Consider the following 22,723-nt stretch of genomic DNA (forward strand, 5'->3'; position numbering starts at 1 on the left):
GGTCTCAGCCCTGGGCGGCCGCGGCCCGCAGGGCGATGCGATCCTCGCCCGCGTACACGTTCATGTTGCTGCCGCGCAGGAAGCCCACCAGGGTCAGGCCCGTCTCCGCCGCGAGGTCCACGGCGAGCGACGAGGGCGCCGACACCGCCGCCAGCACCGGGATTCCCGCCATCACGGCCTTCTGCGCCAGCTCGAAGGAGGCCCGGCCCGACACCAGCAGGATCACCCGGGACAGCGGCAGGTCCCCGTTCTGGAGGGCGCGGCCGACCAGCTTGTCGACCGCGTTGTGCCGGCCCACGTCCTCCCGTACGTCCAACAGCTCGCCCTCCTCGCTGAACAGGGCCGCCGCGTGCAGACCCCCGGTCCGGTCGAAGACCCGCTGGGCCGCGCGCAGCCGGTCGGGGAGGCTCGCGAGCAGCGAGGGCTCGACACGGACCGGGGGAGTGTCGGCGATGGGCCAGCGCGCCGTCGTACGGACCGCGTCCAGGCTCGCCTTGCCGCACAGACCGCACGACGACGTCGTGTACACGTTCCGCTCCAGCGTGATGTCCGGAATCACCACGTCAGGGGCGGTCCGTACGTCCACCACGTTGTACGAGTTCGAACCGTCTACAGTCGCCCCCGCGCAGTACACGATGTTTTGTAGATCGTATGCATTCGCCAGTACACCCTCGCTGACCAGGAACCCGGCCGCGAGCGCGAAGTCGTCGCCGGGGGTGCGCATGGTGATCGCGAGCGGCTTGCCGTTGAGCCGGATCTCCAGGGGTTCCTCGGCGACGAGCGTGTCCGGGCGGCTGGAGACCACGCCGTCCCGGATGCGGATCACCTTGCGTCGTTCCGTGACTCGTCCCATGTCCTGATCAGCCCCGGTTCTGTACGTGCTGGTGGCCGAAACGGCCCTTGCTGCGGAGGGTGCCGTGGGCCACCGGGCCGTCGTACGGCGAGGTGACCTCCACGCTCTCATTGTCCTGCACGCACGAGGTGCGGCCGAAGCCCGCTCCACGGGCACCCCGGCTCCTCATGCGGCACTCCGCAGCGCGAGCAGGTCCGAGATGGCGTGCACGGTGCGCAGGGTGGGCACCTCCACGCCGGTGATCTCCGCCAACTCGACCACGGCCGCGAGGAGTACGTCGAGTTCGAGCGGCTTGCCGCGCTCCAGGTCCTGGAGCGTCGAGGTGCGGTGGTCGCCGACGCGCTCCGCGCCCGCGAGCCGCCGTTCGATGGAGACACCGACCTCGCAGCCCAGGGCCCCGGCGACGGACAGCGTCTCGGTCATCATGATCTCGATGACCTTGCGGGTGCCGCCGTGCAGGCACATCTGCCGCATGGTGGCGCGGGCCAGCGCGCTGATCGGGTTGAAGGAGATGTTGCCGAGCAGCTTGAGCCAGATGTCGTTGCGCAAGTCCGGTTCGACCGGGCACTTCAGCCCGCCCGCCCGCATGGCCTCGCTCAGCGCCAGACAGCGCGCCGAGACGCTCCGGTCGGGCTCGCCGATGGAGAACCGGGTGCCTTCGAGATGCCGGACGACTCCCGGTCCCGCCAGCTCAGTTGCCGCGTAGACGACACAGCCGACGGCCCGTTCGGGCGCGAGCACCGCACTGACCGCGCCGTCCGGGTCCACACTCTCGACGCGCTGCCCGTCGTAGGGGCCGCCGTGCGCGTGGAAGTACCACCAGGGGATGCCGTTCTGGGCCGCCACGACCGCCGTCGTGTCGTGCAGCAGGGGCTCGATCAGCGGCCCGCACGCCGCGTACGAGTTGGCCTTCAGGCCGAGGAGGACGAAGTCGACCGGGCCGATCTCGGCGGGGTCGTCGGTGGCATGGGCGCGGGCGGTGAAGTCACCGCGCGGGCTGAGGACTTGGACGCCGTGCTGCCTCATGGCCGCGAGATGCGGTCCACGGGCGACGAGATGCACATCGGCGCCCGCACGGTGGAGCGCGGCGCCGACGTAGGCGCCGATCGCACCGGCACCGAGGACTGCGACTCTCACTGGAGACTCTCCGTTCGGTCGAGGGAGTACCGCGGAGGTGGTTGCCGCCCGGACAGCGCCGGGCGGACTCGAACAGTGTCGACGGAATATTGTCTACAGTATGGAAGGCGGCCCAGCAAGGGTCCGGGCGTGGACTGTGTACAGAGGACTGTGTACGGGCGATCGGACGGCGATAGCGTCGAGCCCATGATCGTATGGCTCAACGGCACCCACGGCGCGGGCAAGACGACGACCGGCCCGCTCGTGCAGCAACTGCTCCCGGATTCACGGGTGTTCGACGCCGAGAAGGTCGGCGAGACGCTCATGGACATCACGCCGGGACTGCCCGCGACGGACAACTTCCAGCACTGGCCGCCGTGGCGGCCGCTCGTCGTCGAGACCGCCCGCCGCGTGCTCGACTACACCGGCGGCACGCTGGTGATGCCCATGACGGTCCTGGTCGAGCGGTACTGGCGCGAGATCAGCGCGGGCCTCGCCCAACACGCCATTCCGGTACGGCACTTCGTCCTCCACGCCGACCAGGACACCCTCCGCGGGCGCATCGAGGGGGACACCGTCATGGGCCCCTCCACCTTCCGTCTCGCCTACCTGGAGCCCTACGCCGAGGCGGCCCGCACCTGGCTGCACCGTGAGGCCGAGGTCGTCGACACCACCCACCTCACCCCCGCACAGGCCGCCCTGCGGATCGCGGAGTCCGTCCGGAGCTGAGGCCGGCCCGCCACACGAGAACAGGCGCGAGAGCCGGCGCGAGAACAGGAGAGGGCGCGGGCGCGAGGGCAGGCGCGGCAACTCCGCGGCGACCGTTCGGCGCATTCTGCATACCGCTCATCGCATACGGTCGACGCGCCGCCTTCTCAACTCCCTTGCCACTCCCTACCGTCCGGGATCATGAGTCCCCCAGTCGCACCCCCGGCGTGGAGCCGTTGGCTGGTTCCGCCCGCCGCCCTCTCGGTGCACCTCTCCATCGGTCAGGCCTACGCCTGGAGCGTCTTCAAGCCACCGCTCGAATCCTCACTGAACCTCAGCGGCACGCAGAGCGCGCTGCCCTTCCAGCTCGCGATCGTCATGCTCGGCCTGTCGGCCGCGTTCGGCGGCACCCTCGTCGAACGCAACGGTCCGCGCTGGGCGATGACCGTCGCCCTGATCTGCTTCTCCTCCGGCTTCCTGATCTCCGCGCTCGGTGCGGAGACGAAGCAGTTCTGGCTGATCGTCCTCGGCTACGGCTTCGTCGGCGGGATCGGCCTCGGCATCGGCTACATCTCACCGGTCTCGACCCTGATCAAGTGGTTCCCCGACCGGCCCGGCATGGCCACCGGCATCGCCATCATGGGCTTCGGCGGCGGCGCGCTCATCGCCTCCCCGTGGTCGGCCCAGATGCTGAAGTCCTTCGGCTCCGACAACTCCGGCATCGCCCAGTCGTTCCTCGTACTCGGTCTTTCGTATGCGGTATTCATGACACTCGGCGTGTTCCTCGTGCGGGTGCCACGCACCGACAAGCCCGTCGAGAACGCGCCCAGCGTCCTCTCGGGCGTACAGGTCTCGGCGAACAGTGCCGTACGCACCCCGCAGTTCTGGTGCCTGTGGGTCGTCCTGTGCATGAACGTGACCGCGGGCATCGGCATCCTGGAGAAGGCCGCCCCGATGATCACGGACTTCTTCGCGGACACCTCCACCCCCGTCACGGTGTCGGCCGCCGCCGGTTTCGTCGCACTGCTCTCCGCGGCCAACATGGCGGGCCGTATCGGCTGGTCCTCGACCTCCGACCTGATCGGCCGCAAGAACATCTACCGCGTCTACCTCGGCGTCGGCGCGGTCATGTACGCGCTCATCGCACTGTTCGGCGACTCCTCGAAACCGCTGTTCATCCTGTGCGCCCTCGTCATCCTCTCCTTCTACGGCGGCGGATTCGCGACCGTGCCCGCCTACCTGAAGGACCTCTTCGGGACCTACCAGGTCGGCGCGATCCACGGCCGGCTGCTCACCGCATGGTCCCTGGCCGGTGTCCTCGGACCACTGATCGTCAACTGGATCGCCGACCACCAGAAAGCCGCCGGGAAACACGGCGCGTCCCTCTACGACACGTCCTTCATCATCATGATCGGGCTGCTCGTCGTCGGCTTCGTCGCCAACGAACTCGTCCGGCCCGTCAACGTCCGCCACCACATCCCCGCTCCGAGGGAGGCCGCCGATGTCGAACGACACCAGTCAGAGTCCGCCTGACCGGCGACCGCTGATCGCCTTCGCCTGGCTCTGGGTGGGCGCACCACTCGTGTATGGCGTATACGAACTGATCCTCAAGGCGAAGCAGCTGTTCACCGGCTGAATGTTCGGCTAACACCGTCAACCCCGGAACGGATGACGGAAGCCGACAAGCCGGACGGCAGTTTCCTGTGGCATCACCTGCCGTCGTACCCGCGAGTCACTGGCAAGACTGGTGGATCCCGCTACCCAAGGCAACGAGGGGGACCACCCATGAACGGCACGCGGATCGCCGCCGTCGGCCACTACCAGCCCGCCAAGGTACTCACCAACGAGGACCTGGCGGGCATGGTCGACACGAGTCACGAGTGGATCACCTCCCGGGTCGGCATCAAGACCCGCCACATCGCCGGGCCCGACGAACCCGTCGACGAGCTGGCCGCGCACGCCGCCGCCAAGGCCCTCGCCGCCGCGGGCCTGACGCCCGGGGACATCGACCTGGTCCTGGTCGCCACCTCCACGGCCATCGACCGCTCCCCGAACATGGCCGCGCGCGTCGCCGCCCGCCTCGGCATCCCGTCGCCCGCGGCCATGGACGTCAACGTCGTGTGCGCGGGCTTCACGCATGCCCTGGCCACCGCCGACCACGCCGTCCGCGCGGGTGCGGCCACCCGGGCCCTGGTCATCGGCGCCGACAAGATGTCCGAGGTCACCGACTGGACCGACCGTACGACCTGTGTCCTCGTCGGCGACGGAGCGGGGGCCGCCGTCGTCGAGGCCGCCGACGAACCCGGCATCGGACCGGTGCTGTGGGGTTCCGTGCCCGAGATGGGGCACGCGGTACGGATCGAGGGCACGCCCCCGCGGTTCGCGCAGGAGGGCCAGAGCGTCTACCGCTGGGCCACCACCCAGCTCCCGCCGATCGCGCGCAAGGCCTGCGAGAAGGCCGGCCTGACCCCGGCCGACCTCGCCGGCGTCGTCCTCCACCAGGCGAACCTGCGCATCATCGAGCCCCTCGCCGAGAAGATCGGCGCCGTCAACGCGGTCGTCGCCCGCGATGTCGTCCAATCGGGCAACACCTCGGCCGCCAGCATCCCGCTCGCGTTCTCGAAACTCGTCGAACAGGGTGCCGTCCGCACCGGTGACCCCGTCCTGCTGTTCGGCTTCGGCGGGAACCTGTCGTACGCAGGCCAGGTCGTCCGGTGCCCGTGACCTGCGCACCCGCTCAGGTGTGACTCCGGATGTGACGAGGCCGACTCCCGCACCCTCTGGTTACTGTGCGCCGTAGACTGTAGACGATAGACAATCGATACTTGGTCGTACGGCCACTGTCTGCTGGCTACTGTCTGCAAAATGCCGATGTTGCCCAGGAGGGGGACCGCGATGTTGTCGCAAGGACTGCCGCAGGGGTCGGTGCCCAAGCTCGAACGACCGGGCCCGCTGCGCGACCGCGTCTACGAGGCGCTGCTCGAACTCATCACCACGCGTGCCCTACAGCCCGGTCAGCATCTCGTCGAGAGCGAACTCGCCGGGCACCTCGGGGTGTCCCGGCAGCCGGTGCGCGAGGCGTTGCAGCGGCTCAACACCGAGGGCTGGGTCGATCTGCGGCCCGCCCAGGGCGCGTTCGTGCACGAGCCGACGGAGGAGGAGGCCGACCAACTCCTCACCGTACGCACGCTGTTGGAGGCCGAGGCCGCCCGGCTCGCCGCCGCCAACGCGGGCAAGACGGGCATCGCCGTGCTGGAGGAGCTGTGCGCGGAGGGCGAGCGCGCCGTCGACGCCGACGACGTGGACGCCGCCGTCGCGATGAACGCCCGCTTCCACACGAAGATCATGGAGCTGGCCGGCAACGCCGTCCTCGCCGAACTCGCCGCGCAGGTCGACCGTCGGGTCCGCTGGTACTACACGCCGGTGGCCCGTCAGCGCGGCCTGACGTCCTGGATCGAGCACCGCCACCTGATCGACGCGATCGCGGCCCGTGACGAGCTGCGCGCCAGCCTGCTGATGCGTGAACACACCGAGCACACCCGGCGGTCGTACCACGAGCGCGCCAAGTCCTGAGCCTGCGCGGGCTGTTGGCGTAGCGGTGGACCGCGCGCCCGGTACCGGTCGGCGCCGACGTGGCGCGATGGCCCTCCCGACCGGGGAGGGCCACCAGGTTGGCGGACGACAGTGCCGTACGAAGTGCCGTACGAACTGTCAGGCCGCGGGCTGCGGTTGGGGAACCTGGGTCAACTCCCTGTCGCCGCGCCCTGGTTGACGCAGCAGCAGCGCGATCGCCGCCGCCACCATCGAGACGCCGCCGGCCAGTGCGTACGCGCCGTTGTAGCCCCAGGCCGCCACCACCATCGAGCCTAGGCCGCCGCCGAAGAGGCCGCTGACGAGCTTGCCGCTGTACACCAGGCCGTAGTTGGTGGCGTTGAAGTTCTCGCCGAAGTAGTCCGGGGTCAGGGCGGCGAACATCGGATAGAACGCGCCGCCGCCGAAACCGGAGAGGAAGGCGAAGAACAGGAACAGCCACTCGCTGCGCAGATGGCCAGCCCAGATCACGCCGAACTGGGCGAGGCCCAGGACCAGGATGACGAAGACCAGGGTGAGTTTGCGGCCCCACAGGTCGGACAGCCAGCCGACGACCGCGCGGCCGATGCCGTTGATGACGGCCATGATGCCCATCGAGGAGGCCGCCACCAGCGGGCCGAAACCGACGTCCTTGGCGAAGTCGACCTGGAAGGAGATCCCGAAGATCGACACCCCGGCGGTCAGCACGATGGACAGCCACATCAAGGGCAGCATGCCGGTACGGATGGCCTCCTTCGGCGTGAACTGCTTTACGGCGGGCGGGTTCTTGGCGAGGCTCGTCGCGCTCTTGTCGTTGCCGCCGTAGGTCAGCGGGTCGATGTCGGCGGGCCACCAGTTCTTCGGCGGGTCCTTGAAGAAGAACGCGCACCCGAACACCACGATCAGGATGTAACAGCCGATCAGATCCAGGACCCGGTGGTAATTCCCGGTGTCGAAGGCGTAGTTGAAGATGAAGATGAACGGCAGCGAGCCGTAGGCGAAGCCGCCGTTGACGAAGCCGGTGCGGGCGCCCCGCCGTTCGGGGAACCACTTGCCGACCATGTTGATGCAGGTCGCGTAGACCAGGCCCGCGCCTACGCCGCCGATGACGCCGAATCCGATGATCGCCAGCCACACGTTGTCCAGGTGGGACAGGGCGAGGAAGCCGAGGACACACATCACGGAGCCGACGTACATCGCCCTGCGGGCCGACAGGATGCCCTTCTCCCGCATCCAGCCCGCCGGGAAGGCGATGCCGGCCTGGAAGAAGACCCAAATGCTCAGGATCCAGAAGGTGTTGCTCTGCGTCCAGCCGTGCGCGCTGGACAGGGTGTCCTCCGCGGAGCCGTACGCGTACTCGAAGACACTGATCGCCATCATGGCGATCCACGGCAGATAGATCATGATCTTGCGGGAGTGGCCGAGGATGTCGCGGTCGGTCTCGCCGACGCGGTAGACGCGGCCGTGGGCGTCGGTCACTTCACGGTAGGGACGGTTCGCGGCGCCGGATTCGTTCGTGGTGATGGGATCTGCGGTCATGTCACGCCATCTCCTCGCCGAGCGGGTGCGGGTTGGGGGCGATGCGCCGGGCGCTGGGCCTGCCCGGAGCCTTGAGGAAGATCGCCAGCACCGCGGAGGCCAGGCCCACGGAACCGGCCAGGACGAACGCGCCGTGGTAGTCCCACTCACCGACGACGACCGCGCCCAGACCGGAGCCGACGAGCCCCGAGATCAGCTTCGAGCTGTAGACCATCCCGTAGTTGCTGGCGTTGTTGTTCTCACCGAAGTAGTCGGCCGTCATGGCCGCGAACAGCGGGAAGATCGCCCCGCCGCCGAAACCCGAGACCATGGAGCAGAACAGGAAGAACGGCATGCTGCCCATCTGGCCCGAGACCAGCACGCCGAACTGCGCGCTGCCGAGCACGAGGCACACGATGATCAGCGTGTGGCGGCGGCCGTAGCGGTCGGAGATCCAGCCGATGACACCGCGCCCGGTGCCGTTGACGATCGCCTTCAGGGACATCGCCGTGGCCACGATCCCGCCCGCGAAGCCCATGTCCTTGCCGAACGGCACCTGGAAGGCGATGCCGAAGATGTTGATACCGGCCGTGCACAGCAGACAGAACCACATCATCCAGAGCACGGGGGTACGGGCGGCCTCCTTGGGGGTGTACTGCTTGATCGCCGGCGGGTTCTTCTCCAACGCCCGCCGGACCTTGGGGTCTTGGGTCGTCAGAAGCGGATCGACGTGCGCGGGCCACCAGTTCTTCGGCGGATCACGGAAGAACCAGCCCGCCGACGCCACCACCAGACACAGTCCGATGCCGACCAGGCTGAGCAGCACCTTGTAGTTGCCGAGATTCAGCACCGAGGTGAACAGGAACACGAACGGCACGGACCCGTAGGCGAATCCGCCGTTGACGAAGCCCGTCTTGCCGCCCTTGCGCTCCGGATACCACTTGCCGACCATGTTCACGCACGTCGCGTACACAAGACCGGCGCCGATACCGCTGCACATGCCGAAGCCGAAGTAGGCGACGAGCACGTTCGGCGCGAACGCCAGCGCCAGATAGCCCAGCAACGTGCCCACCGCGCCGATCAACATGGCCGTACGGGCCGGGAGTCTGCCGCTCTCGCGCAACTGCCCGGCCGGGAAGGCCACGGCCGCCTGGAAAAACACCCAGACGCCCATCAGCCAGAAGATGTGTCCGCTGTTCCACAGATGCGCGTCGTGGAGCGTCTCCTCCGCCGACGTGAACGCGTACTCGGCGGAGCTGATGCCCATCATGCCCACCCAGGGCAGGACGACCATCCACTTGCGCGCCCGGCCCATGATGTCGACATCGGATTCACCGATGCGGTACACACGGCCGTGACGGTCCGTCACCTCCCTGTAGGGGGCGGACATTGGGTAGTCCGTTGTTGCCATCGCTCAGTGCCCCTCGCGTCGAAAGTTCTGGCCAGCGCCCCCTGTCCAATGCCTTTCGCGTGCGCACGGGTCCCCGGGGCCGGCCGACCGCACTGTCGGCCGGCCCCGCGTCGACTCACGTCATGAACCACCGCCCAACAACCCTGCGGCGCGCGCCCATTGGTACTTCGCGCCGAGCACGGCCACCGGCTTCTCCGTCGTGTACGGATACGCCACGACCCCGCGCTCGTACAGGTACTGGCAGGCCTCCTCGACCTCGACGTCACCCGCGAGAGACGCCACCACCGGCTTCTCGATCCCGCGCTCCCTGAACTCGGCGACCACGCGCGCGGTGAGCTCCGCGAAGACCATCGGGGGAGTGACGATGGTGTGCCAGTAACCCAGGACCAGCGCGTGGATCCGCGGGTCCTCCAGGCCGAGCCGGATCGTCGCCTCGTACGTCGACGGCGGCTCGCCCCCGGTGATGTCGACCGGGTTGCCCGCGGCCCCGAACGGCGGGATGAACTCCCGGAAGGACGCGTCCAGATCGGGCGGAATCTCCATCAGGGAAAGGCCGTTGTCGGTCACCGCGTCGGAGAGGAGCACGCCACTGCCGCCGGCGCCGGTGATGATGACGACGTTGTCTCCCTTGGGAGTCGGCAGCACGGGCAGGCCGCGCGCGTACTCCAGCATGTCGTTCAGCCCGGGGGCACGGATGACTCCGGCCTGCTTCAGGATGTCGCTGTACACGGCGTCGTCGCCGGCCAGCGCGCCCGTGTGCGACCCGGCGGCCTTCGCGCCCGCCGCCGTACGACCCGCCTTGAGGACCACAACAGGCTTACGGGGTACGGTCTTTCGGGCCGCCTCGACGAACGCGCGACCGTCCTTGAGGTCCTCCAGGTGCATCGCGATGCACTCGGTGTGCGGGTCCTCCCCGAACCAGGTCAGCAGGTCGTCCTCGTCCAGGTCCGACTTGTTGCCGAGCCCGACGATCGCAGACACCCCTGTCTTCGTGGTCCGCGCGAACCCCAGGATGGCCATCCCGATGCCACCGGACTGCGAGGTCAGCGCCACCCCGCCCTTCACGTCGTACGGCGTGCAGAACGTGGCGCACAGATCCTGCCAGGTCGAGTAGTAGCCGTAGATGTTCGGCCCGAGGAGGCGGACGCCATAGCGCTCGGCGATCGCCACGATCTCGTCCTGGAGCGCGACTTCGCCGGTCTCGGCGAACCCGGAGGGGATGAGGACGGCGTTGGGGATGTTCTTGCGCCCCACCTCCTCCAGTGCCGCTGCCACGAACTTGGCGGGAATGGCGAAGACGGCCACATCCACCTCACCGGGAACGTCCGTGACACTCTTGTACGCCTTGCGGCCGAGGATGTCATCGGCCTTGGGGTTCACCGGGTGGATCTCGCCGGCGAAGCCGCCGTCGACGAGGTTGCGCATCACCGAGTTGCCGATCTTGCCCTGCTCGTTCGAGGCACCGATCACGGCGACCGAGGCCGGCTCCATCAACCGGCGCATCGTCGTCAGGATTTCGTCGCGTGTATACCGTCGACGGGCTACCGGCTGCGACTCGGCGAGGATCACGCGGATGTCCGCCGCGACCGCGCCCTCCGGCGTCGCGATCACCGGGTTCAGGTCCACCTCGGCGATCTCCGGGAAATCCGCGACCAGTTGGGACACCCGGCGGATCTGCTCGGCGACCGCCCACCGGTCGACGGCCGGCGCGCCGCGCACCCCGCGCAGGATCTCCGCCGCCCGGATCGAGTCCAGCATCGACAACGCCTCGTCCGGGGTCACGGGAGCGAGCCGGAACGTCACGTCCTTCAGCACCTCGACCAGCACCCCGCCGAGCCCGAACGCGACCACCTTCCCGAACGTCGGGTCGGTCACGGCGCCGACGATGACCTCTTGCCCCTGAGGCAGCAACTCCTGTACCTGGACGCCTTCGATGCGGGCGTCGGCGTCGTACGCCCGCGCGTTGTCGACGATCCTGTGGAACGCGGCCCGTACGTCCGCCGCGCCCTCGACCCCGACGATGACTCCGCCGGCGTCGGTCTTGTGCAGGATGTCGGGGGACACGATCTTCATCACGACGGGCCCGCCGAACCGCGCCGCGAACGCCACGGCCTCGTCGACGTCCGTCGCCAACTCCTCACCCGGTACGGCGATCCCGTACGCGTCGGCGATCACCTTGCCCTCGGGTGCGGTCAGCGCGAGGCGCCCCTCGGCCCGCACGGAGTCGAGCAGGGCGCGCACCTTCAGCACCCGGTCCTCTGCCATCACGTCAGATCACCCCGTTCGACTTGAGGAGGCGCAACTCTTCGTCGCCGAGACCGAGTTCGCCGATGTAGACCTCTTCGTTGTGCTCGCCGAGCAGCGGTGAACTGGTCACGTCCACGGGGGAGTCGGAGAGTTTCAGCGGGCTGCCGACGGTGACGAACTCGCCGCGCTCGGGGTGCGGCACCGTCACGACCATCTCGTTGGCGACCAGCGACTCGTCCTCGATGATCTCCCTGGTCGAGAGGATCGGCCCGCACGGGATGTTGTGGGCGTTGAGCCGCTCCAGCACCTCCCACTTGGGCAGCGTGGAGGACCACTCCTCGATCAGCTGGAACATCTTGGAGAGCTGCGGCAACCGGGCCTCCGGCGTGGCCCATTCGGGGTCCTCGGCCAGCTCGGGCCGGCCGATCAGCTCGGTGAGCGGCCTCCAGCCGACCGGCTGCACGATGACGTACACGTAGTCGTTCGGGCCGCCCGGCGCGCACTTGACCGCCCAGCCGGGCTGACCGCCGCCGGACGCGTTGCCCGAGCGGGGCACCTCGTCGCCGAAGTCCTCGTTCGGGTACTCGGCGAGCGGCCCGTGCGCCAGGCGCTGCTGGTCGCGCAGCTTCACCCGGCACAGGTTCAGCACGGCGTGCTGCATGGCGACGTTGACCCGCTGACCGCGGCCGGTGCTCTCGCGCTGGAACAGTGCCGCCAGTATCCCGGCTACTGTATGCACTCCTGTGCCGGAGTCACCGATCTGAGCGCCCGTGGCCAGCGGCGGCCCGTCCTCGAAGCCGGTGGTCGACATCGACCCGCCCATCGCCTGCGCGACCACCTCGTACGCCTTGAAGTTGGTGTACGGGCCGTCCCCGAAGCCCTTGATGGACGCATACACGATCCGGGGATTGATCTCCTGTATGCGATCCCAGGTGAACCCCATACGGTCGACCGCGCCAGGCCCGAAGTTCTCGACCATGACGTCGGAGCGCCGGATCAGCTCGGTGAGGATCTGCTTGCCGCGCTCGGTCTTCGTGTTGAGGGTGATGCTCCGCTTGTTGCAGTTGAGCATCGTGAAGTAGAGGGAGTCGACGTCCGGGAGATCGCGCAGCTGCTTGCGCGTGATGTCACCGGTCGGCGCCTCCAGCTTGACGACGTCGGCGCCGAGCCAGGCGAGGAGTTGGGTGGCGGAGGGGCCGGACTGGACGTGCGTCATGTCGAGGACGCGGATGCCTTCAAGTGCCCTGGCGGTCATGGCCGTTCACCTCACTTGTACATCGTCTGGTTCATGGTTCCGGGGGCGTACGCGTCCGGGTCGACCCAGACGTTGATCAGCGACGGCTTGCCCGACTCGCGGGCGCGTCGCAGCGCGGGGCCGATGTCGGCGGGGTCGCGGACCTCCTCGCCGTAACCGCCCAGCATCTGGGCGAACTTGTCGTAGTGGACGTCGCCGAGGGTGTTGCCGACCCGCTCACGCTCCAGGCCGTACTTGGCTGCCTGGCCGTAACGGATCTGGTTCATCGAGGAGTTGTTGCCGACGATGCCGACGAAGGGGAGGTCGTAGCGGACGAGGGTCTCGAAGTCCCAGCCGGTGAGGGAGAACGCGCCGTCGCCGAACAGGGCCACGACCTCCTTGTCCGGTCGCGCCTGCTTGGCGGCCAGCACGAAGGGGATGCCGACGCCGAGGGTGCCGAGGGGGCCCGGATCCATCCAGTGGCCGGGCGACTTGGGCTGCACGACCTGACCGGAGAAGGTGACGATGTCGCCGCCGTCGCCGATGTAGATGGAGTCCTCGGTGAGGAAGTCGTTGATCTCGCTGACCAGACGGTACGGGTGGATCGGTGAGGCGTTCGACCTCAGGCTGGGCAACCGCTTCTCGATCGCGGCCTGTTCGGCGGCGCGCAGCTCGTCGAGCCACTCCTTGCGCCTCGACGCACCACCGTTGATGCGCCCGGAAGCGGCCTCGGTGACCGACTTCAGCACGAGCCCTGCGTCGCCGACGATGCCGAGGTCGATGTCGCGGTTCTTGCCGACGGTGCGGTAGTCGAGGTCGATCTGCACGACGGTCGCGTCCGGCGACAGCCGCTTGCCGTAGCCCATGCGGAAGTCGAAGGGCGTGCCGACGATGACGATGACGTCGGCGTTGGAGAAGGCGTACCGGCGCGACAGTTGGAAGTGGTGCGGGTCGCCGGGCGGGAGGGTGCCGCGCCCCGCGCCGTTCATGTACGCGGGGATGTTGAGGGTGCGGACGAGGCCGATGGCCGCCTCGGCGCCGCGAGTTGTCCACACCTGGCTGCCCAACAGGATCGCCGGCTTCTCGGCGTGGACCAGCAGGTCGGCGAGCTTCTCGATCGCCTCGGGGTCGCCGGCCGAGCGGGTCGAGGCGCGGTAGGCGCCGGGCTTCGGCACCCTCGCCTTGCTCACCGGCACCTTGGCGTCGAGGACATCGCGCGGGATCTCCAGGAAGGAGGGGCCGGGCGCGCCGTGGTAGCACTCGCGGAACGCCATCGACACCATGTCGGCGGCGCGCGCCGTGTCCGGCACCGTCGCCGCGAACTTGGTGATCGGCGTCATCATGTCGACGTGCGGCAGGTCCTGGAGGGACCCCATCTTGTGCTGGGTCAGGGCCCCTTGACCGCCGATCAGCAGCATCGGTGACTCGGCGCGGAAGGCGTTGGCGACGCCGGTGACGGCGTCGGTCGTACCGGGACCCGCGGTGACCACCGCGCACCCCGGCCTGCCGGTGATCCGCGCGTAACCGTCCGCCGCGTGGGCTGCCACCTGTTCGTGGCGTACGTCGACGACTTCTATGCCCTCGTCGACGCAGCCGTCGTAGATGTCGATGATGTGGCCGCCGCACAGGGTGTAGATGCGGTCGACCCCCTCGGCCTTCAGGGCTTTGGCGACGAGATGACCACCGGAAATCACGTCCTGGGTGTCGTCGGGCATGGCGAAGTCCTGTCCCTTCGTAGGGGGTTGGAAGGCTCTCGCGGTACATTGCATACAGTCGACGAATACTGTATGAACCTTGTTATCCCGCATCCGGTGGGTGGTGTCCAGGGGGCGTGCGGCACTTTTCGGGGGACGGGGGGTCGCTCCCCGGACAGACACAGCAGCGAGGAGCTCGGATGGATCTGTACGAGCACCAGGCAAGGGAACTCTTCGAGGAACACGGCATCCTGGTGCCCCGGGCCGAGGTCACCGCCTCGTCCAAGGAGGCGCGGGAGATCGCCCGCAGGCTGGGCGGACGCGTCGTGGTGAAGGCGCAGGTCAAGACCGGTGGGCGAGGCAAGGCGGGCGGAGTGAAGTTCGCCGCCGACCCGGCCGCCGCCGAGCTGACGGCACGGCAGATCCTCGGCATGGACATCAAGGGCCACAGGGTCGGCAAGGTGATGCTGGCCCAACCCGTCGACATCGAGAGCGAGTTCTACGTCTCCTACGTCCTCGACCGCGCGGCCGGCCGCTTCCTCGCGATCGCGTCCGCGGAGGGCGGTATGGAGATCGAGGAGATCGCCGCCCGTCGACCGGAGGCAGTCGCCCGTATACACATCGACCCCGTCGAGGGCGTCACCTCGGCGAAGGCGGGCGAGATCGCCGAGGCGGCCGGACTGCCGCCGCAGGCCGTCGACGTCCTCGTACGGCTGTGGGAGGTGCTGGTCCGCGAGGACGCCGTACTGGTCGAGGTCAACCCGCTCGTGCGGACGAAGCAGGGGCGGATCCTCGCTCTCGACGGCAAGGTGACGCTCGACGACAACGCCCGCTTCCGGCAGGCGCGTTGGGGTGCCGAGGGTGCGGCGCACGACGATCCGCTCGAGGCGGCGGCCGCCGCGAAGGGGCTCAACTACGTCAAGCTCGACGGCGAGGTCGGCGTCATCGGCAATGGTGCGGGCCTGGTGATGTCGACGCTCGACGTGGTCGCAGGCTGCGGAGCCCGCCCCGCCAACTTCCTCGACATCGGCGGCGGGGCGTCGGCCCAGATCATGGCCGACGGCCTGTCCGTCATCCTCTCCGACCCGGCCGTGAAGTCGGTGTTCGTCAACGTCTTCGGCGGGATCACCGCGTGCGACGCGGTGGCCGACGGCATCGTACGGGCCCTGGAATCCGTCCAGTTGACCAAGCCGCTGGTCGTCCGGCTCGACGGCAACAACGCGGCCCGCGGGCGAGCCATCCTCGACGGGCACGCGCATCCGCTGGTCCAGCAGGCCACCACCATGGACGGCGCCGCCCGTCGCGCCGCCGACCTCGCCAACGCACGCTAAGGAGCCGGGACATGGCGATCTACCTCACCAAGGAGAGCAAGGTCCTCGTCCAGGGCATGACCGGCGGCGAGGGCATGAAGCACACCCGCCGCATGCTCGCGGCCGGCACGAACGTCGTCGGCGGCGTCAACCCGCGCAAGGCCGGCCGCACCGTCGACTTCGACGACCGGGCCGTCCCGGTCTTCGGGTCGGTCGCCGACGGTATGCGGTCGACGGGAGCCGATGTCAGCGTCGTGTTCGTGCCGCCCGCCTTCGCCAAGGCGGCGGTGATCGAGGCCGCCGACGCGGGCATCGGCCTCGCGGTCGTCATCACCGAGGGCATCCCGGTCCACGACTCGGTCGCCTTCACGGCGTACGCGCGCTCCAAGGGCACCCGGGTTATCGGCCCCAACTGCCCCGGCCTCATCACCCCAGGCCAGGCCGATGCGGGCATCATCCCCGCCGACATCACCAAGCCGGGCCGTATCGGCCTGGTGTCCAAGTCGGGCACCCTCACCTACCAACTCATGTACGAACTACGGGACATCGGCTTCTCGACGTGCGTCGGCATCGGCGGAGACCCCGTCGTCGGCACGAGCCACATCGACTGCCTCGCCGCGTTCCAGGACGACCCCGACACCGAACTCGTCGTCCTCATCGGGGAGATCGGCGGTGACGCGGAGGAACGTGCCGCCGCCTATATCCGCGATCACGTCACCAAGCCGGTCGTCGGCTACATCGCCGGCTTCACCGCACCCGAGGGCAAGACGATGGGCCACGCGGGCGCCATCGTGTCGGGCTCCTCCGGCACGGCGTCGGCGAAGAAGGCGGCGCTGGAGGCCGTAGGAGTGAAGGTCGGAAGCACGCCGACGGAGACCGCCCGGCTGGTGTTGGACCGGTTGAATCTCCTGTAGGCGGCACTCGACCCCAGCCCGCAAGGGGCACGTGACGTCACTCATAGTCGATGTGCCGTGACTGTTGTGCTCCTTCGAGCGCAACTAGCTTCATCTGTACGACAGTTCGTACGTTGGACCGTTCCTGCCTCACCCCGCCCCGACTGTGCACCGAGAGCGGAGCAGAAGCATGGCATCAACCCTCACGCCCGGTTCCACCCCCACCTCCACGCCCACTCACATCACCCCGACCCTCAAGGCGGGCACGTCCTGGAGTGACGCCTGGCGGCGTTGCCTCGCCGTCGCGCCCGAGGCGTTCCAGGACGACCGTGTCCTCAACCTCTGGAACGCGGCCTGGCAGCGGGACGGCGAGGCGCTGCCCGCCACCAGTCCCGTCGACGGCAGCCCCATCGCCGGCCCGCCCCGCTTGGACCGGTCCACCGCCCGCCGGGCCGTACGTGCCTCCCTCGACCAGCACCGCGCCTGGCGCCACGTCCCGCTCGATGAGCGGCGTGCCCGTGTCGCCGCCACGCTGGACGCCCTGACCGAGCACCGCGAACTCCTCGCGCTGCTGCTGGTCTGGGAGATCGGCAAGCCCTGGCGGCTCGCGCAGGCGGACGTGGACCGGTCCATCGACGGCGTGCGCTGGTACGTCGACGGCATCGAGCCGATGCTCGCCGGCCGCACCCCGCTGGACGGCCCGGTGTCCAACATCGCGAGCTGGAACTACCCGATGAGCGTCCTCGTCCACGCCATGCTCGTGCAGGCGCTGGCGGGCAACGCGGTCATCGCCAAGACCCCGACCGACGGCGGCGTCGCCTGCCTCACCCTCGCCGCGGCGCTCGCCGCTCGCGAGGGGATCCCCGTCACCCTCGTCAGCGGCAGCGGAGGCGAGCTGTCGGAGGCGCTGGTCCGCGCGCCCGAGATCGGCTGCGTCTCCTTCGTCGGAGGCCGCGACACCGGGGCCGCGGTGGCCACGGCCGTAGCCGACCTCGGCAAGCGGCACATCCTCGAACAGGAAGGACTCAACACCTGGGGCATCTGGAACCACACGGACTGGGACACCCTCACCGCGGTCATCCCCAAGCTCTTCGACTACGGCAAGCAGCGCTGCACGGCGTATCCGCGCTTCGTCGTCCAGCGCGAGCTGTTCGACGAGTTCCTCACGGCCTACCTCCCGGCGGTCCGAACTCTCCGCGTCGGCCACCCACTTGCGGTCCGGCACGCCCAAGACCCGTATCCGGAACTGGACTTCGGACCCGTGATCAACGCGGCCAAGGCCAAGGAACTCCACGACCAGGTGGCCGAGGCGATCGACCGCGGCGCCGTACCGCTCCACCGCGGCAGGCTGTCCGAGGCCAACTTCCTTCCAGGGCGGGACACTTCGGCGTACGTCCGCCCCGTCACGCTCCTCAACCCGCCGCCGTCGTCCCCGCTGCACCACGCGGAACCGTTCGGCCCGGTCGACACCATCGTCCTGGTCGACACGGAGGCGGAGCTGCTGGCCGCGATGAACGCGTCCAACGGCGCGCTGGTCGCCACCCTGTCCACCGACGACCGGGCGACCTACGACCGACTGGCCCCGCAGATCCGCGCGTTCAAGGTCGGCCACGGCACACCACGCTCCCGCGGCGACCGCGAGGAACTGTTCGGCGGCTTCGGCGCGTCCTGGCGCGGCGCCTTCGTCGGCGGCGAACTCCTCATCCGCGCGGTGACACACGGGCCGGTGGGGGAGCGGCTGCCCGGGAACTTCCCGGAGTACCAGCTCATGCCGTGACCTACGGCCGGGCGGCGCTCGCGTCCACCGAGTGCCGCCCGGCGATCACCTCCCCGGTCGGCGTGATCCCACCGAGGCCGCGCCCTGCTGGTGGCGGCCCTCGAAGGCGAGGGCGTCCCGGGTCCGCGCGTCCCCATACAGTCGACGGATGGCGAACGATCAGCAGCCCGCGCCCCTGGAGTCCCGGCTCGGTTACCTCCTCAAGCACGCCCAGGCCAGACTGGCCAGGACATCGGCGGAGGCGCTGGCATCGCACGGGGTGGACGGTCATGAGCTGGCCGTACTGGTGGTGCTCTCGGCGGGGGAGCCTTTGTCACAGGTCGAGGCCGCCGGGCGGCTCGGGGTCGACCGCACCACGATGGTGTCCCTGATCGACGGTCTGGAGGACCACGGTCTGGTCGAGCGGCGCCGCAGCCCGCAGGACCGCCGTAAGAACATCGTCGAACTGACGCCGGAGGGTCGGGACTGCCTGCGCCAGGCGGAGAAGGCCCGTCGTGCGGCGGAGCGCCGTTTCCTCGCTCCGCTGGACGAGGAGACGGCGGCGTCACTCGTACGGGCACTGCGGACACTGGTGCTCACGGAGCGGGCGTGAGGGGGTGGCGGAGTGGCGGAATCCGGCCTGTGCGCGTAGCCGGTCGTTCACCCGTGGTGGCGGTTCTCCGCAGGTCGCGGGCCTTCCGCGACCGGCTCTCCCAGGGGTGGATATGCAGGTGAAAGGCGCTCCGAAAGCTTGGTATTGTTGTCCATGTCGCCGCGGGGAACACCCCCGGCCAGGCGGCAGACACCTGGTCCGGGTGGCGGAATGGCAGACGCGCTAGCTTGAGGTGCTAGTGCCCTTTAACGGGCGTGGGGGTTCAAGTCCCCCCTCGGACACCAGTACCAGTAACCAGTAGAGACCCCAGTTGATCTGGGGTCTTTCTGTTTCTCGGGCCGTGGCGCGACCGACCGTGTGACCAACAGCGGGCAGATCCCCAGGTCGGACGATTGTCAGTGGCGGCGGCTAGCGTGCGCCTCCATGAACGACGACCAGCAGAAGTCGACGACGGCTCAACCTTTCCGCCCCGAGGCCCCGCAGAGCGCGGCCCTTCCCGGGCGGCCGGAAGTCGATGCGAAGCCGAAGGGCATCGCGCTGTATCACGACATGCGGGTCGAGGAGGACTTCACCAAGTGCGCCACCCGCCTCTTCTCGATCCTCAAAAAGGCCGCTGCGACCAGCCCTGGCGCCCCGCGCTACGTCTACCTCGACATCCAGGGGCACCGCGACGCCGCCGGTGACTACGACGCCGATGTCCTGGAGGTCATCCACGATTTCCTGCTGGGGTTCCTCGGCCCGTATCTCACGGAGATCAGTACACCGCTCTTCCACGTGAGGAACCCCGAGCCGCAACGCGAGGACATCCCTGACCTCTTCACCGTACGAGACCCCGACCGTGAACACTCCTACGACCACCGTGAGCTGCGCGTACGCAACCGGGACAGCAGTCCTGACGGGCGCCGGTCCAGGCCTCCGGTCCGGGCCATCGCCGACTACCTCGGTCTCGACGAGCCGATCTGTCTGATCTGCTGGCAGGCGCCGGTGGAGAGGGCCCATGTGGTCCCGGAGTCGCTCGGCGGCTCCAACGACGTGCGCAATTTCGCACTCCTCTGCCCACGCCACCACCGTGAGGCGCCCGATGTCGCGGACGCCGAGGCCTTCTGGTCCTGGGTCGACTACGCCTGTGAGCGCGACGGCCATATGAAATGGGAGGGCGTGGACCCGGAGACGCTGGCGACGGCGGAACGCGTCGGCCTGCACATCGAGACGCGCGGATCGGTGCGGAAGAGCCTGCGCCATTTCGACCGGGTCCGTGACGAACTCGTGCGTCATTACGGCTGGTGCCCGGAGGACTTCGCCGGCGGCTACCACTGGGGAGCGCTGATGGACGAGTTCCACACCGTGATGGACTCGGCGACCAGCACTCACTTCAACGTCTCCAAGAAGGCATCCACCGAGGCATGGGCCTTCGAAGTCGCCCGCAGACGCCTGAGGGACGGAGATACGCAGCAGGGGGCGGCCGGCAGTGACCGGTCGGCGGTGTCGAACCGCCCGTCTGTTGACCTGGCGGAACGGACGGTGCGCAAGTCGCCCCGCAGCGATGGTGCGCAGAGCCTGGTCGACGCCGCGCGGCGGGCCGACATCGCGATCGAGGCGGCGGCACTCGTGCGCGACATCATCGGTTCGGCGGGGGTGTCCAGTGCGGAGGATGTGCTGCGGGGCATCAAGGAGGAGGTGGCGGACCGTACCGCGCAATTCGAGCGGCTGAACGATGAGTTGATGGGGCACACGGCCTGCCGGTACTGCGGCCACGCCATCGCCCGGATCGGGGACGCTCCCTGGCGCCACAGCGCTGCGGCACCCATGTCCCGTGGCTGCCGGGCCGCGAGTTTCGACCGGGACGGCACTTGGGACGATTCCCTCGACCGGGTGTGGAAGGCAACCCCACCGAAGACATATCGGTGAGCTGTCCGCACCCACCACGAGCTCGGCCTGACGGAAGCATCGACCTGCGCCGCGACCGGAGCCCAATAGCCCAGCCACGGCGCATTGGTGACGCTGTGTCAACTCGGGTAGGTGCCCGTGCCGGTGTGCTCAGCCGAGGGTGAAGTCGTCGGCGGTGACGTTGGACTGGCCGTACCAGCCGTGGACGTAGACGGTGACCGCTCCGCTGCTGCCGGTGGTGAAGCTCACCTTGAGCTGGTTCCAACTCGCGCTGTTCGACCAGGAGGTGCCGGAGGCGCCGCCGGTGACTCCGATGTAGGCGTACGGTCCCTGGACCCAGGCGGTCAGCGTGTAGGCGGTGTTGGGGGACAGGCTGACGTTCTGGTCGCACTCGCCGGTGCTGCCGGCGCTCGGGGCGACCTGGAGGCTGTGGCTGCCGCTGTGGACCGGGGTGGAGACCACCGCGCTGCCGCCCGTGCAGGTCCACGGGCTCAGACTGCCGGTTTCGAAGCCGGAGTTGGTCAGTGAGCCCCCGCCTCCTCCTCCGCCGCCTCCGGTGGTCGTGACCGTGAGGGTGTAGGTCGCGCTGTGGCTGCCGGTCGCGGCCGTACCGGTGACGGTTATGGGGTACGTGCCCGCGGCGACGGACGAACCGACCGTCGCCGTCAGCGTCGAACTGCCTCCGGATGTAACGGAGTTGGGGCTGAACGAGACGCTGACTCCGGAAGGCGCGCCGGACGCGGCGAGGCCGACGGACTCGGCGCTGCCGGAGGTCACGGCGGTGGAGACGGCCGCGGTCGCCGAACCGCCCTGGGTGACCGAGGCGGAGCCCGGCGACAGGGACAGGGAGAAGTCGCTGGTGGTGCCTCCGCCGCCGCCCGAGCTGCCCTCGTAGGGCACGAACGCGTCGGTGAACGCGAGGCTGTTCTGGCTGATCTCGCTACAGGTGGGAAGGGAGTTGGCGCTTCCGCCGCAGGCCTGGTCCCGGGTGATCGCCCAGAATGCCAGGCGCCCGACACCGTTCTGCGCGGCGAAGCTCTCCACCGTCTGGGCATCGGCCAGGGTGAAGGTGGAACCGTCGTCGTTCTTGCCGATCATCGGTGTGATGCCGAGGTTGGCGTAGGTGTAACCGGAGTCGACGGACTGCATCTGCGCCAGCGTGGCCCTGGCCGCGGAGAGCGCGCCCTGACCCATCTCCGTGCCGGTGCCGGCGTAGTAGTCCATGGCCATGATGTTGACCACGTCGATCTTGATGCCCGCGTTCTTGGCGGCCTTGAGGATGTTGACGCCGTCGCCGGTCAGTCCGCTCGTCAGTACCGGCAGGGTCATTGAGAACTGCAGGTTCGGGTTGGACGCCTTGAGGTCCTTCATCGCCTGCATCTGGCGGGCCGCGGCCGCGGTGTCCGCGATGGCGGCGCCCTCGATGTCGAAGTCGAGCTGGGTGACGCCGTAGTCGTTGATGATGGCCTGGTACCCGGCGTCGATGCTGCTCTGGGTGGAGCACGTCCACGCGAGCGGTTCGCCGCTGGCCCCGCCGGAGGAGATGATCACGGAGGCGCCTTCGGCCTTCGCCCTGGCGATCTCGGGGTCGGTGTAGGAGTCGTTGCCGATGGGGAGCGTGTCGCCCCAGATCTGGTTGCAGCCGACGCCGAGCACGAAGGCCGCGGTGTAGGCCTTGAGCTTGTGTCCGGTGATGGCGGTGTCGAGCAGGCCTTCCTGGCTGTTCGACATGTCGACGTAGGGGGCCACGGAGTAGACGCTGCTCGCCGCGGCGCTGCTTGCGGGGGCCAGGGCGATGGTGACGCCGGTGGCCGAGAGCGCGAGGGCGGCCACGGAAGCCGCGAATCTTGCCAGGCGCATGACAGTTCCCCTTTCGGGGGTGCCGGGTTGCCCGTCGGGGCGGGGTGGTGGAG

18 protein-coding genes, 1 tRNA gene and 1 pseudogene are annotated in these 22,723 nt (G+C 68.9%); 11 read left to right on the forward strand and 9 right to left on the reverse strand.

Annotated features, from left to right (window positions below):
- Positions 1–4 precede the first annotated feature (4 nt).
- The 3 genes and pseudogenes from fdhD to ACNFOC_RS17750 form a co-directional block, all read right to left on the reverse strand.
- The gene (gene fdhD, locus ACNFOC_RS17740) at positions 5–853 is read right to left on the reverse strand and encodes a formate dehydrogenase accessory sulfurtransferase FdhD (RefSeq protein ID WP_416960076.1); all 849 of its coding nucleotides are present in this window, start codon (positions 851–853) and stop codon (positions 5–7) included.
- Positions 854–860: 7 nt separating this feature from the next.
- Positions 861–983: pseudogene (locus ACNFOC_RS17745) on the reverse strand (2Fe-2S iron-sulfur cluster-binding protein); the annotation flags it as partial.
- Between the two features lie 35 nt (positions 984–1,018).
- The gene (locus ACNFOC_RS17750; protein WP_416960077.1) at positions 1,019–1,990 is read right to left on the reverse strand and encodes a 2-dehydropantoate 2-reductase; all 972 of its coding nucleotides are present in this window, start codon (positions 1,988–1,990) and stop codon (positions 1,019–1,021) included.
- Positions 1,991–2,176: 186 nt separating this feature from the next.
- Here ACNFOC_RS17750 and ACNFOC_RS17755 point away from each other — a divergent pair, with 186 nt between their 5' ends.
- From ACNFOC_RS17755 to ACNFOC_RS17775, 5 genes are all read left to right on the forward strand, one after another.
- Positions 2,177–2,698, forward strand: coding sequence for a nucleoside/nucleotide kinase family protein (locus ACNFOC_RS17755; protein ID WP_416960078.1), 522 nt, complete (start codon positions 2,177–2,179; stop codon positions 2,696–2,698).
- A 180-nt stretch (positions 2,699–2,878) separates the two neighbouring features.
- Positions 2,879–4,210 carry an OFA family MFS transporter gene (locus ACNFOC_RS17760; protein ID WP_416960079.1) on the forward strand — a complete coding sequence of 444 codons (1,332 nt, stop codon included), beginning with the start codon at positions 2,879–2,881 and terminating at the stop codon, positions 4,208–4,210.
- On the forward strand, positions 4,179–4,313 hold the full coding sequence (locus tag ACNFOC_RS17765; protein ID WP_267881219.1) for an MFS transporter small subunit: 135 nt from the start codon (positions 4,179–4,181) through the stop codon (positions 4,311–4,313). Before ACNFOC_RS17760 ends, ACNFOC_RS17765 begins: the two co-directional genes overlap by 32 nt.
- 149 nt (positions 4,314–4,462) lie before the next feature.
- On the forward strand, positions 4,463–5,401 hold the full coding sequence (locus tag ACNFOC_RS17770; RefSeq protein WP_317881295.1) for a beta-ketoacyl-ACP synthase III: 939 nt from the start codon (positions 4,463–4,465) through the stop codon (positions 5,399–5,401).
- A 171-nt stretch (positions 5,402–5,572) separates the two neighbouring features.
- Positions 5,573–6,250, forward strand: coding sequence for a GntR family transcriptional regulator (locus ACNFOC_RS17775; protein ID WP_416960080.1), 678 nt, complete (start codon positions 5,573–5,575; stop codon positions 6,248–6,250).
- Positions 6,251–6,388: 138 nt separating this feature from the next.
- Here ACNFOC_RS17775 and ACNFOC_RS17780 read toward each other — a convergent pair whose 3' ends face one another.
- The 5 genes from ACNFOC_RS17780 to ACNFOC_RS17800 all read right to left on the reverse strand — a co-directional run bounded on the left by ACNFOC_RS17780 (position 6,389) and on the right by ACNFOC_RS17800 (position 14,372).
- Entirely contained in the window at positions 6,389–7,786 is a 1,398-nt protein-coding gene (locus ACNFOC_RS17780) for an OFA family MFS transporter (RefSeq protein WP_416960081.1), read from the reverse strand.
- A 1-nt stretch (position 7,787) separates the two neighbouring features.
- Positions 7,788–9,176, reverse strand: coding sequence for an OFA family MFS transporter (locus ACNFOC_RS17785; RefSeq protein ID WP_416960082.1), 1,389 nt, complete (start codon positions 9,174–9,176; stop codon positions 7,788–7,790).
- A gap of 120 nt (positions 9,177–9,296) precedes the next feature.
- On the reverse strand, positions 9,297–11,441 hold the full coding sequence (locus ACNFOC_RS17790; RefSeq protein ID WP_416960083.1) for an acetate--CoA ligase family protein: 2,145 nt from the start codon (positions 11,439–11,441) through the stop codon (positions 9,297–9,299).
- A gap of 4 nt (positions 11,442–11,445) precedes the next feature.
- Positions 11,446–12,678, reverse strand: a complete 1,233-nt coding sequence (gene frc / locus ACNFOC_RS17795) for a formyl-CoA transferase (RefSeq protein WP_416960084.1) — start codon at positions 12,676–12,678, stop codon at positions 11,446–11,448.
- 11 nt (positions 12,679–12,689) lie between these two features.
- Positions 12,690–14,372: a thiamine pyrophosphate-binding protein gene (locus ACNFOC_RS17800; protein WP_416960085.1), complete on the reverse strand. Its 1,683-nt coding sequence runs from the start codon at positions 14,370–14,372 to the stop codon at positions 12,690–12,692.
- Positions 14,373–14,551: 179 nt separating this feature from the next.
- On the opposite strand from ACNFOC_RS17800, the gene sucC reads away from it, so the two are divergent.
- The 6 genes from sucC to ACNFOC_RS17830 all read left to right on the forward strand — a co-directional run bounded on the left by sucC (position 14,552) and on the right by ACNFOC_RS17830 (position 20,831).
- Positions 14,552–15,682 (forward strand): ADP-forming succinate--CoA ligase subunit beta, encoded by a 1,131-nt coding sequence (gene sucC / locus ACNFOC_RS17805; protein WP_416960086.1) that lies wholly within the window; start codon positions 14,552–14,554, stop codon positions 15,680–15,682.
- Positions 15,683–15,693: 11 nt separating this feature from the next.
- Positions 15,694–16,575, forward strand: coding sequence for a succinate--CoA ligase subunit alpha (gene sucD / locus ACNFOC_RS17810; protein WP_416960087.1), 882 nt, complete (start codon positions 15,694–15,696; stop codon positions 16,573–16,575).
- A 169-nt stretch (positions 16,576–16,744) separates the two neighbouring features.
- Positions 16,745–18,331 carry an aldehyde dehydrogenase family protein gene (locus ACNFOC_RS17815; protein WP_416960088.1) on the forward strand — a complete coding sequence of 529 codons (1,587 nt, stop codon included), beginning with the start codon at positions 16,745–16,747 and terminating at the stop codon, positions 18,329–18,331.
- Positions 18,332–18,479: 148 nt separating this feature from the next.
- Positions 18,480–18,923, forward strand: coding sequence for a MarR family winged helix-turn-helix transcriptional regulator (locus tag ACNFOC_RS17820; RefSeq protein WP_416960089.1), 444 nt, complete (start codon positions 18,480–18,482; stop codon positions 18,921–18,923).
- Positions 18,924–19,119: 196 nt separating this feature from the next.
- Positions 19,120–19,207 (forward strand) — tRNA-Leu (locus ACNFOC_RS17825).
- Between the two features lie 139 nt (positions 19,208–19,346).
- The gene (locus ACNFOC_RS17830) at positions 19,347–20,831 is read left to right on the forward strand and encodes an HNH endonuclease (protein WP_416960090.1); all 1,485 of its coding nucleotides are present in this window, start codon (positions 19,347–19,349) and stop codon (positions 20,829–20,831) included.
- Positions 20,832–20,960: 129 nt separating this feature from the next.
- Here the strand turns inward: ACNFOC_RS17830 and ACNFOC_RS17835 are convergent, their stop codons facing one another.
- Positions 20,961–22,670: a carbohydrate binding domain-containing protein gene (locus tag ACNFOC_RS17835; RefSeq protein ID WP_416960091.1), complete on the reverse strand. Its 1,710-nt coding sequence runs from the start codon at positions 22,668–22,670 to the stop codon at positions 20,961–20,963.
- Between the last annotated feature and the right edge of the window lie 53 nt (positions 22,671–22,723).

It is taken from the genome of Streptomyces colwelliae (genome assembly GCF_048158785.1).
In the GTDB taxonomy this organism is placed as follows: domain Bacteria; phylum Actinomycetota; class Actinomycetes; order Streptomycetales; family Streptomycetaceae; genus Streptomyces.

Bases quoted from the DNA above. Each gene is read 5' to 3' on its own strand.
- fdhD (WP_416960076.1), bottom strand. From the start codon at position 853: ATGGGACGAGTCACGGAACGACGCAAGGTGATCCGCATCCGGGACGGC.
- ACNFOC_RS17755 (WP_416960078.1), top strand. From the start codon at position 2,177: ATGATCGTATGGCTCAACGGCACCCACGGCGCGGGCAAGACGACGACC.
- ACNFOC_RS17760 (WP_416960079.1), top strand. From the start codon at position 2,879: ATGAGTCCCCCAGTCGCACCCCCGGCGTGGAGCCGTTGGCTGGTTCCG.
- ACNFOC_RS17765 (WP_267881219.1), top strand. From the start codon at position 4,179: ATGTCGAACGACACCAGTCAGAGTCCGCCTGACCGGCGACCGCTGATC.
- ACNFOC_RS17770 (WP_317881295.1), top strand. From the start codon at position 4,463: ATGAACGGCACGCGGATCGCCGCCGTCGGCCACTACCAGCCCGCCAAG.
- ACNFOC_RS17775 (WP_416960080.1), top strand. From the start codon at position 5,573: ATGTTGTCGCAAGGACTGCCGCAGGGGTCGGTGCCCAAGCTCGAACGA.
- ACNFOC_RS17780 (WP_416960081.1), bottom strand. From the start codon at position 7,786: ATGACCGCAGATCCCATCACCACGAACGAATCCGGCGCCGCGAACCGT.
- ACNFOC_RS17785 (WP_416960082.1), bottom strand. From the start codon at position 9,176: ATGGCAACAACGGACTACCCAATGTCCGCCCCCTACAGGGAGGTGACG.
- ACNFOC_RS17790 (WP_416960083.1), bottom strand. From the start codon at position 11,441: ATGGCAGAGGACCGGGTGCTGAAGGTGCGCGCCCTGCTCGACTCCGTG.
- frc (WP_416960084.1), bottom strand. From the start codon at position 12,678: ATGACCGCCAGGGCACTTGAAGGCATCCGCGTCCTCGACATGACGCAC.
- ACNFOC_RS17800 (WP_416960085.1), bottom strand. From the start codon at position 14,372: ATGCCCGACGACACCCAGGACGTGATTTCCGGTGGTCATCTCGTCGCC.
- sucC (WP_416960086.1), top strand. From the start codon at position 14,552: ATGGATCTGTACGAGCACCAGGCAAGGGAACTCTTCGAGGAACACGGC.
- sucD (WP_416960087.1), top strand. From the start codon at position 15,694: ATGGCGATCTACCTCACCAAGGAGAGCAAGGTCCTCGTCCAGGGCATG.
- ACNFOC_RS17815 (WP_416960088.1), top strand. From the start codon at position 16,745: ATGGCATCAACCCTCACGCCCGGTTCCACCCCCACCTCCACGCCCACT.
- ACNFOC_RS17820 (WP_416960089.1), top strand. From the start codon at position 18,480: ATGGCGAACGATCAGCAGCCCGCGCCCCTGGAGTCCCGGCTCGGTTAC.
- ACNFOC_RS17830 (WP_416960090.1), top strand. From the start codon at position 19,347: ATGAACGACGACCAGCAGAAGTCGACGACGGCTCAACCTTTCCGCCCC.
- ACNFOC_RS17835 (WP_416960091.1), bottom strand. From the start codon at position 22,670: ATGCGCCTGGCAAGATTCGCGGCTTCCGTGGCCGCCCTCGCGCTCTCG.